The organism is Geodermatophilus sp. SYSU D00867 (assembly GCF_054050315.1).
Genome location: NZ_JBJGZC010000048.1, coordinates 1 through 588, shown reverse-complemented (window position 1 = coordinate 588; position 588 = coordinate 1). Strand labels below are relative to the sequence as shown.

The following is a 588-nucleotide window of genomic DNA, read 5'->3' as shown; positions in this document are numbered from 1 at the left end:
CTCTCAGTGCGCTGGCCGGCCGCAGCAGCGAGGCCGGGGCGGTGAACGGGCTGCCGATCACCGCCGCCCACCTCCGGGAACTCCTGCAGCAACTGGAGGCGCTCGGCGTCCGGGCACCGGAGGGCGGGTCGGTGACGCTCGCGCTGGTCGACGACGACGGCACGCTGCGGGCGACGAGCACGCTGAACCGGTTACGCCGGCTCGCCCGCACCGGCTGCGCCGACCACCCGGCCGACGCTGGAGTCGAGCAATCGGCCGAAGCCAGCGGCGACTGCGACTGTGCGGTGCTCGACCGCCCGGCCGCGACCGACGCCTACGCACCCTCCGCGCCGCTGCAGCGGTTCGTGCACACCCGCGACCGCACCTGCCGCTTCCCCACCTGCGGCCAGCGCGTCGGCTGGGCCGACACCGACCACGTCATCCCCCACGCGCACGGCGGCGCCACCGACTGCGCCAACCTCTGCTGCCTGTGCCGCAGCCACCACCGCCTCAAGACCTTCGCCCGCGGCTGGCGCTTCCACATGAGCGCCGACGGGACCCTCACCGTCACCACCCCGTCCGGGATCACCCGCACCACCCGGCCACCGG

Annotated in this window: 1 protein-coding gene; it reads left to right on the top strand. The window is 75.2% G+C overall.

What is annotated here, in order from left to right; genetic code table 11:
• Positions 1-588: HNH endonuclease signature motif containing protein (locus ACI8AK_RS23190; protein WP_456958195.1), on the top strand; the 588-nt coding region annotated here is incomplete at both ends.